7 protein-coding genes and 2 pseudogenes are annotated in these 9,463 nt (G+C 58.5%); 5 read left to right on the forward strand and 4 right to left on the reverse strand.

The features are described 5' to 3' along the window. The first annotated feature begins 20 nt into the window (after nucleotides 1-20). Nucleotides 21-701, forward strand: coding sequence for a DnaA regulatory inactivator Hda (gene hda / locus INR99_RS14580; RefSeq protein WP_194117100.1), 681 nt, complete (start codon nucleotides 21-23; stop codon nucleotides 699-701). Nucleotides 702-707: 6 nt separating this feature from the next. On the opposite strand, the gene INR99_RS14585 is transcribed toward hda, so the two are convergent. Continuing rightward, a complete protein-coding gene (locus INR99_RS14585; RefSeq protein ID WP_194117101.1) occupies nucleotides 708-1,313 on the reverse strand; it encodes a type II secretion system protein in 606 nt (201 codons plus the stop codon). A gap of 205 nt (nucleotides 1,314-1,518) precedes the next feature. Between INR99_RS14585 and leuS the strand changes: the two genes are divergently transcribed. The 3 genes from leuS to holA are packed head-to-tail and all read left to right on the forward strand — an operon-like array spanning nucleotide 1,519 to nucleotide 5,740. Beyond that, complete coding sequence (gene leuS / locus INR99_RS14590; RefSeq protein WP_194117102.1) at nucleotides 1,519-4,152, forward strand: leucine--tRNA ligase; 2,634 nt, start codon at nucleotides 1,519-1,521, stop codon at nucleotides 4,150-4,152. 51 nt (nucleotides 4,153-4,203) lie between these two features. After that, nucleotides 4,204-4,749, forward strand: a complete 546-nt coding sequence (locus INR99_RS14595; protein WP_194117103.1) for an LPS-assembly lipoprotein LptE — start codon at nucleotides 4,204-4,206, stop codon at nucleotides 4,747-4,749. Next, the gene (holA, locus tag INR99_RS14600) at nucleotides 4,739-5,740 is read left to right on the forward strand and encodes a DNA polymerase III subunit delta (protein WP_194117104.1); all 1,002 of its coding nucleotides are present in this window, start codon (nucleotides 4,739-4,741) and stop codon (nucleotides 5,738-5,740) included. Before INR99_RS14595 ends, holA begins: the two co-directional genes overlap by 11 nt. Nucleotides 5,741-5,783: 43 nt before the next feature. Here the strand turns inward: holA and INR99_RS14605 are convergent, their stop codons facing one another. Next, complete coding sequence (locus INR99_RS14605) at nucleotides 5,784-6,956, reverse strand: nucleotide sugar dehydrogenase (RefSeq protein WP_228098343.1); 1,173 nt, start codon at nucleotides 6,954-6,956, stop codon at nucleotides 5,784-5,786. 139 nt (nucleotides 6,957-7,095) lie between these two features. Between INR99_RS14605 and rng the strand changes: the two genes are divergently transcribed. Continuing rightward, on the forward strand, nucleotides 7,096-8,547 hold the full coding sequence (gene rng, locus INR99_RS14610) for a ribonuclease G (protein WP_194117106.1): 1,452 nt from the start codon (nucleotides 7,096-7,098) through the stop codon (nucleotides 8,545-8,547). Nucleotides 8,548-8,862: 315 nt separating this feature from the next. Here rng and INR99_RS14615 read toward each other — a convergent pair. Next, a pseudogene (locus tag INR99_RS14615) lies at nucleotides 8,863-9,321 on the reverse strand (integrase core domain-containing protein); the annotation flags it as partial. Next, a pseudogene (locus INR99_RS17515) lies at nucleotides 9,312-9,463 on the reverse strand (IS481 family transposase); the annotation flags it as partial. The pseudogenes INR99_RS14615 and INR99_RS17515, both read right to left, overlap by 10 nt.

Raw genomic sequence — 9,463 nt, forward strand, 5'->3', positions numbered from 1 at the left:
AACGTAAAGCCGCCTGCCGCATGAAACAACTGGTACTAGACCTGCTGCTCCCCGCACCGAACAGCTTTGCTGATTTTGTGGCGGGCGACAATGCCGAGCCGCTGTACCAGATCGGCCAGTGGCTGGCAGGGGACATTCACGCCCGCAGTATCTACCTGTGGGGCGAGGCCGGCACCGGTAAAAGCCACCTACTCGCCTCCGCCGCTCGTCAGATTGGCAACGAGGGTATCTACACCGACGCGACTGATCACAATATCCCAGAGAGCATACCCGGCAACGCATTCCTGATCGTCGATAACGTTGATGCACTGGATTACGACGAGCAGATCCGCGTCTTCGACCACTACAACACGCTCAAGGAAGGCGGCGGCTTCTTTCTCGCCGCGGGCCCCCTGCCACCAATGCTATTGGAACTGCGCGCCGACCTCACCACCCGGCTCGGCTGGGGGCTTGTCTACCAGATTCACCCGCTCAGCGACATCGACAAAGCCCAGGCACTGAAACAGCGCGCGATACAGCTCGGCTTCGAACTCAGCGAGGAAATGGCTGACTACCTGCTTCTGCACGCCGCGCGCGATCTGCCCAGTCTCTACAGCCACTTGGAAGCGGTTAACACGCTGGCACTGAGCCGCAAGAAACCGGTAACGCTATCACTGCTGCGCAGCGTATTGCAGCAGGATCAGCTGGCGATGGATTTCTAGCCAGCCTCAGGGCAACACCCGGATCCCCATTGATACCAGCCCATCAAGCGCCCAGCAGTCATCGGTCGCACTATAGGTTCCACTACTGCGCATGATGCCGCCCGTGGGCAAACCATCGTCGACCTGGCGATCCAGCGCACACACGAACCGCACATCCGCAGCGGCTGCCGGTGTGGTAGTCGTTCCCGCGGCAGTCGGCAAGGTCAGGTAGCTGGTATTCGCCGCATAATTGCCATTAGCCACCGCAGCCGGCGAAATAGCCCAGGCCTGCCCGAACACGCTCTGCACGTCTGCCGCCGACAAAATACCGGTCTCCTGCAAGATTGATATGGCAGCCAGCGCTTCGGTCTGGGTCAACTGGCCATTGCGAGCTCCGGTGCAGGTGGAAGGGTCCGTGCTTGTCGCCGCAGGGCAACCATCACCGGGGTAGGCACCATATTTTTCGTAATAGGTGTTGAATGCCGAAGTCACCTTGTTGTATTGGGCCTGCATGTTCTTGACCTTGGCGCCATCGATCAAATCCTTGCCCTTGAACGCCATCCCCAAGATCAGGCCGATAATGACCAGCACAATGGCCAGCTCGACCAGAGTAAAACCGCCCTGCTTGCGCATCTTGCATCTCCATTCGCCCGTCAGGGGGGCGATTCGAGCTTTCAATTTATGCAATCTTCGTCGTGCACACCGGACAAACGCGTACCACTAAGTAGCCAGAAAGACAGTTTTGCGACGAACGGCAAGGACACGACGGGTTACACCCGAGGTCAGCGCAGCGCGCTATAATTGCCGACTTTGAATCGCATTCACCGGCGCTATTCCCATGCAAGAACAGTACTCCCCGCTTTCCGTCGAAGCCGCAGCCCAGCAGCACTGGGAAGAAACGCGTGCATTTGAAGTCACCGAGGATTCCAGCAAGCCGAAGTATTACGCCTGCTCGATGCTGCCCTACCCGTCCGGCAAGCTGCACATGGGCCATGTGCGCAACTACACCATCAACGACATGCTGGCGCGCCACCTGCGCATGAAGGGTTACAACGTGCTGATGCCGATGGGCTGGGATGCCTTCGGCCTGCCGGCGGAAAACGCCGCGATCGCCTACAAGAAGTCACCCGCCGAGTGGACCTACGCCAACATTGCCGACATGAAGTCGCAGATGAAGCCGCTGGGCCTGGCGTTTGACTGGTCGCGCGAAATCGCCACCTGCGATCCGGACTACTACAAGTGGAACCAGTGGTTCTTCCTGAAGATGCTCGAAAAGGGCGTCGCCTACAAGAAAACCCAGATCGTGAACTGGGATCCGGTTGACCAGACCGTGCTCGCCAATGAGCAGGTGGTGGACGGCCGCGGCTGGCGCTCGGGCGCGATTGTCGAAAAGCGCGAAATCCCGGGGTACTACTTCGGCATCACACAATACGCCGACGAACTGCTGAACGACATCGACACGCTGGATGGCTGGCCGGACATGGTGCGCGCCATGCAGCGCAACTGGATCGGCAAGTCGGAAGGCGTGCGCTTTGCCTTTGACCATGACATCAAGGATGCCGATGGCCAGCTGATTGCGGATGGCAAACTGTGGGTGTTCACCACCCGCGCCGACACCATCATGGGCGTCACCTTCTGTGCCGTGGCGGCTGAGCATCCGCTCGCCACCCGCGCAGCCGAACTGAAGCCGGAACTGACCGCCTTCATCAAGGAATGCGAAAAGGGCGGCGTGTCGGAAGCCGAAATCGCCACCCAGGAAAAGGTCGGTGTGCCGACCGGGCTGTTTGTCACCCACCCGCTGACCGGCGCACAGGTCGAAGTGTGGATCGGCAACTACGTGCTGATGGGCTACGGCGACGGCGCGGTCATGGCTGTGCCGGCGCACGATGAGCGCGACTTTGCCTTTGCCAGGAAATACAGCCTGCCAATCAAGCAGGTGATTGCTGTCGAGGGCGAAACCTTCAGCACGGACGCCTGGGCCGAGTGGTACGGCGACAAGACCCGCGGCGTAACCATCAACTCCGGCAAATATGACGGCCTGGATTACAAGGCGGCGGTTGACGCTGTCGCAGCCGATCTGGCCGCCAAACAGGCCGGCGAGAAGAAAACCACCTGGCGCCTGCGCGACTGGGGCATTTCCCGCCAGCGCTACTGGGGCACGCCGATCCCGATCATCCATTGCGAATGCTGCGGCGATGTACCGGTTCCCTACGAGGACCTGCCAGTTAAGTTGCCAGTCGACTGCATTCCGGATGGCTCGGGCAATCCGCTGAACCACCGCGCCGACTTCCTGAACGTCGATTGCCCGAAATGCGGCAAGCCGGCCAAGCGCGAAACTGACACCATGGATACCTTCGTCGATTCGAGCTGGTATTTCATGCGCTATTGCGACCCGAAGAACGCGGAGGCAATGGTCGGCGACGGCACGGCTTACTGGATGGGCACCAACCAGGGTGCGGCCGGTGGCATGGACCAGTACATTGGCGGGATTGAGCACGCCGTACTGCACTTGCTGTACGCCCGCTTCTGGACCAAGGCCATGCGCGATGCCGGCCTGATCAACTTTGGCGAGCCGTTCAAGAACCTGTTCACGCAAGGCATGCTGCTGCGTGACTGCTACTACCGCGAAGACGCCAGCGGCAAGAAGCGCTGGTTCTACCCGGCGGAAGTCGAAGTCCAGCACGACGACAAGGGCCGCCCGGTTTCCGCCATCGCAAAGGAAGACGGCCAGCCGGTGATCATGGGCGGCATCGAGAAGATGTCCAAATCCAAGAACAACGTCGTCGAACCGAAAGACATCATCGAGAAGTTTGGCGCCGACACCGCGCGCCTCTTCACCATGTTCGCCGGCCCGCCGGACCAGAGCGCGGCCTGGAGCGATTCGGGCGTCGAAGGCGCCTACCGCTACCTGCGCCGCCTCTGGGGGTATGGCTTCAAGCACGCTGACCTGATTAAGCAAGCTGACGATAGCCCGGCGGGTATGGAGCTTACCAAGGACGACAAGGCCCTGCGCTTCGAGGTGCACAGCACCCTCAAGCAGATCAACGCCGACTTCGACCGCCTGCAGTACAACACCGTCGTCTCCGGCGTGATGAAACTGCTGAATGCGCTGGAAGGCTACAAGGGCGGCAATGCGGCAGTGATTCGTGAAGGCTTCGGCATCCTGCTGCGCGCGATCTACCCGGCTGCGCCGCACATCGCCCACACGCTGTGGCTGGAGCTGAACTACGGCGGCCAGATCGCCACCGCAGCCTGGCCGGAACCGGCGGCGGATGCGCTGACGCAGGACGAGATCAAGCTGATGGTGCAGGTGAACGGAAAACTGCGCGGCGAAATCCATGTACCCGCCGGCGCAGACAAAGCTGCGATTGAAGCCGCTGCACTCGCCGACGAAAACGTCCAGAAACACCTGAATGGCGCGCCGAAGAAGGTGATCATCGTACCAAACAAGCTGGTCAATATTGTTGCCTGACCTTCCTAGCGGCGGGCCTTTGCCCGCCGCAACCGTCGACCGAGAATCTGCATGAGCACCATTGGCAAACTGTTTCTGATAACGATGACCACCTTTGCGCTGGCCGCGTGCGGCTTTCATCTGCGCGGGCAAGGTGGAATGACCGAACTCCCATTCCGGAATGTCACCATTGTAGGCAACAGCATTACCGCCAATACCCTGCGCGACAATCTCTCGCGTCAGCCCAACTACACGCTCGAACCTACGCTTAGCGCCAACGGCCTTGAGATCAATCTTGGCGCACCGACTCGCGACAAGCAGGTGTCCTCCATCAACAGCAGCGGCCAGGTCACCGAGTACCGCCTAACCTTGCGGGTACCTCTGTCCGTTCGCACTCAGTCGGACATTCTGCTCAACAGCGGCATTGTGACAGTGAGCCGAGAGCTGTCATGGAACGAGAGCGCCGTACTGGCCAAGGAAGCGGAAGAAGCACTGCTTTGGCAAAGCATGGAACAGGATGCAGCCCCATTGGCGCTATATCGGATCGGGGCCATAACCAGAAAACAGCTGAGCGAAAGCAGTCGCCCAGCCGCCAGCCCGGCCAGCCATGCGCGCTGATGAACTCCAGACCGCGCTGAGCAGAAACCTCTCCGCACTCTATGTCATTCATGGCGACGAAATGCTGCTCGCCCTGGAAGCCTGCGAAGCCATCAGGAATGCAGCAAAAGCCGCCGACTACCTGGAGCGCGAAGTACTTCAGGTCGAGCGCAGTTTCAACTGGGGGCAACTGACTGAAATCGGTAACTCTTTCTCACTATTTGCCAGCAAGAAACTGATCGAATTGCGCATTCCTGGCGGGAAGCCCGGAGTTGAAGGCAGCAAAGCACTGGAAGCTTATGCGGCACGACTGCCCGATGACACGATCACCATGGTCACGCTCCCCCGACTGGATCGTACCGCCCAGAACAGCAAATGGTTTCAGGCGCTGGCAAAGAATGGAACGGTGATCGAGGCGCGCAGCATCGAGCGCGCGCAGTTACCAGAATGGATTATGCGGCGCATGCACCAACAGGGGCAGCAGCTGCATGCTGACGCATTGCAATTCATGGTCGATCGACTGGAGGGCAATCTGCTCGCAGCGCATCAGGAAATCCAGAAGCTGGGCCTGCTTTACCCTGCCGGAGAACTGACGCTTGCCGAGGCTCAGGCGGCCGTTGCGAATGTCGCACGCTTTGATGCGTTTCAGCTTGGGGAGGCGTTACTGGCCGGTGACTGTGCACGATTTTTGCGAATGCTGGATGGATTGCAAGCCGAAGGCGAGGCACCGCATCTGGTGCTCTGGTCATTGAATGAAGAACTCCGCACCCTTTACCAGATCGGGATGGCGGAAAAACGCGGTAGCCCCTTACCGCAGTTATTAAAAGAATACCGCGTTTGGGGCAACCGCCAGCAACTTCTACCCCGAGCACTGCAGCGCACGAACGCCGCCACGCTACGCTCAGCATTGCGTGCGGCAGCGCACGTCGACCGAATCAACAAAGGGCTAGCTCAAGGCAATGCCTGGGACGAAATACGTCTGATGTGCCTGCCGCTACTCAACGCCGTATAAGCCAGCAAGCCTTCTTTTGAAAGGCTTGCTGTAACATACCCCCTCAATCACACCCGAAAAGATCGCGGGTATAGACTTTCTCGGACACATCGCTCAGCTCGGCGGTCATGCGGTTGGCGACGATGACATCACACTCCGCCTTGAACTGCGCCAGATCGCGAATCACGCGTGAGTGGAAGAACTCTGCCTCCTGCAGCACCGGCTCGTACACCACCACTTCAATCCCCTTGGCCTTGATGCGCTTCATGATGCCCTGGATGCTGGACGCGCGGAAATTGTCCGAGCCGGCCTTCATGATCAAACGGAATACTCCGACGCGGCGCGGCTGGCGGCGGATGATGTCGTCGGCGATGAAGTCCTTGCGCGTGGTATTGGCATCGACAATCGCATGAATCAGGTTCTGCGGCACGTCGCGGTAATTGGCCAGCAGTTGCTTGGTGTCTTTCGGCAGGCAGTAGCCGCCGTAACCAAACGACGGGTTGTTGTAATGCGTGCCAATTCGCGGATCCAGACAGACGCCGTCGATGATTTGGCGCGTATCCAGGCCGTGCGTTGCCGCGTAGGTGTCCAGCTCGTTGAAGTAGGCCACCCGCATGGCCAGATAAGTGTTGGCAAAGAGCTTGATCGCTTCGGCCTCGGTGGAGTCCGTAAACAACACCGGAATGTTCTCACGTACCGCCCCCTGCTGCAGCAGTTGCGCAAAGTTCTGCGCCCGTGCGCTGCGCTCACCGACGACAATCCGCGAAGGATGCAGATTGTCGTACAACGCGCGGCCCTCGCGCAGAAATTCGGGTGAAAAAATCAGATTGCAGGTGCCATACTGCGCGGCCGCCTTGGCGGTGAAACCCACCGGCACCGTAGATTTGATCACCATCACCGTCTGAGGATTGATGGCGATGACATCACGTATGACCGCCTCGACAGAACTGGTGTTGAAATAATTGCTATCCGGGTCGTAATCTGTCGGCGTGGCGATAATCACGAAATCAGCACCGGCATAGGCCTCTTGCTTGTCGAGGGTTGCGCGCAGATTCAATGATTTATTGGCCAGAAACTCCTCGATTTCCGCATCGGCAATCGGCGATTCACGCCGATTGATCTGCGCCACCTTTTCCGCAATCACATCCAGCGCAACGACTTCATGATGCTGGGATAGCAGCACGGCGTTGGATAAGCCCACATAACCGGTTCCGGCAATCGCGATTTTCAAACCCATTCTCCCTCGGTACAGGCTGCCTATTATGCGCCGCAGGAGCGAGTCATGCGAGTACACCACGCGGCCTACAAGCTAGAGCACGTCCAGGCAACATGCGGTACATTACATACCCTTGCCATTTCATTTTCACGACATACCCATGCAAGACCAGATCCTCGTCAACATCACTCCGCAGGAAACCCGCGTCGCCACCATGGAAGATGGGGTAGTTCAGGATCTGCACATTGAGCGCACCGCGCATTTGGGACTGGTGGGCAATATCTATCTCGGCATTGTGAAGCGCGTACTGCCCGGCATGCAGTCGGCCTTCATCGAAATCGGCCTGGAACGTGCGGCCTTTCTGCACATCGCTGACGTCATTGAGCAACGCCAGCACCCCAACGAACCGCAGCGGATCGAAAAATTGCTGCATGAAGGCCAGCCGGTCATGGTGCAGGTGATCAAGGACCCGATCGGCACCAAGGGTGCCCGGCTCTCCACGCAGATCAGCATCGCGGGACGCTTTCTGGTGTTTCTGCCGCAGGAGCACCACATCGGCATCAGCCAGCGCATTGAAAATGACGAGGAACGTGACGCGTTGCGCCGACGGCTGGAAGGATTGCTGCCGGCAGATCACGTCGGCTACATCATCCGTACCAGCGCCGACCACGCCACCGATGACGAATTGCGTTCAGATATTGAATACCTGAATCTGATCTGGGCAGACATTCGCGATAAATCGCACAAATTGCCCGCTGGCTCACTGCTCTTTCAAGATTTGTCGCTGTCACTGCGCGTCTTGCGCGACATGGTGAGCGACGAAACCGGCGAGGTTCTGATCGATTCGCGCGAAAACTACCAGAAAATGGCCGAATTTGCCGAGCGCTTCGTCAGCGAAATTGCGCCACGCCTGCGCCACTACGCAGGAGAACGTCCGCTGTTTGAGCTGTATGGCGTGGAGCCGGAAATCGAACGCGCACTCAGCCGCAGAGTAAATCTGAAGTTCGGCGGCTACCTGATCATTGACCAGACCGAAGCAATGACCACGGTCGACGTCAACACCGGTGGCTTCGTCGGCACACGCTCGTTCGACGACACCATTTTCAAGACCAATCTGGAAGCCACCCAGGTGATTGCCCGCCAGCTGCGGCTACGCAATCTCGGCGGCATCATCATCGTCGATTTCATCGACATGGATAACGACGAACACAAGAACGCAGTACTGGATGAGCTGAAAAAGGCCCTAGCCCGCGACCGCACCAAGATTACGGTCTCCGGCTTCACCAGCCTTGGCCTGGTGGAAATCACCCGCAAACGCACCCGCGAATCACTCGCCCACGTACTGTGCCAGCCCTGCCCGATTTGCCAGGGGCGCGGCGAAATCAAGACAGCCGAAACCGTGTGCTATGAAATCCTGCGCGAAATCCTGCGCGAAGAGCGCCAGTTCAGCGCACGGCAATACCGCATCCTGGCGTCACAGACCGTCATCGACATGTTTCTCGACGAAGAATCCGCCAGCCTGGCACAACTGGCGGATTTCATCGGCAAGCCGATCTACCTGCAAGTGGAAACAGCGTATGCCCAGGAGCAGTTTGATGTCGTCCTCGTTTAATCTGGCCATGTCCCACAAGCGTGTTGCCCCTCCCTATCGCATCCTTTAGACCGTCTTTCCGCGAGATGGCTTGGTCATACCGCCCCAGCATCCTGCGCCAGCCCAGATAATTCTCAAGGTAATGGGCTTTGTTGCACGAATCGGCACGCATCCTGCTTGATCTGACCGCATCGCCGCCCAATCCGTAATCAGCATGAGCAAGCCAGCCCCGCCAAAGTACCGCACCATCAACTGGAAATCCTACAATCATGCGCTGCGCCAGCGTGGTTCTCTTCTGATCTGGCGACGTCACCCCTGTTTCAGTAGCACACGCGTTTAGAGTCTGGAGTTTAATGTAGCCGACTTTGCGGCCAGTTGTCTGGCATACGCAGACGGCGTCAGGCCGCCCAGTGATTTCTTTGGCCTTTCCTCGTTGTACTCGCGTCGCCAGGATTCAATCAGTACCCGCGCCTGGGCCAGGCTGGTGAACCAGTGTTCATTCAGGCATTCGTCCCGGAACCGTCCATTGAATGACTCGATGTAGGCATTCTGATTGGGTTTGCCGGGTTCGATATGGCGTAACTGAATGCCACGCAGTTGCGCCCATGTCAGCATGGCCCGACCACAGAACTCCTTGCCGTTATCGGTCCGGATCACCTGCGGCAAACCCCGTGTGCTGGCCAGTTGATCCAGCAGGCGTGTCAGCGGATAACCGCCAATGGCTCGTTCCGCCACGATGGCAATGGATTCATACGTTGCATCATCGACAATGGTCAGGCACTTGATCAACTGTCCAGTCCCGCTCGATTAATTACACGCTTTTTGAATAACTCGGGCCTTTGCTTCTGCCAATGCTTCATCGCTTGAAGGGGGGATTGGTGCTGTAGCGCCCGCTGTGGCAAATGCTGGTTATAGAGCCAGACATAACGCGTCAGCG

This window comes from Chitinilyticum piscinae (assembly GCF_015223195.1).
Taxonomy (GTDB): Bacteria; Pseudomonadota; Gammaproteobacteria; order Burkholderiales; family Chitinibacteraceae; genus Chitinilyticum; species Chitinilyticum piscinae.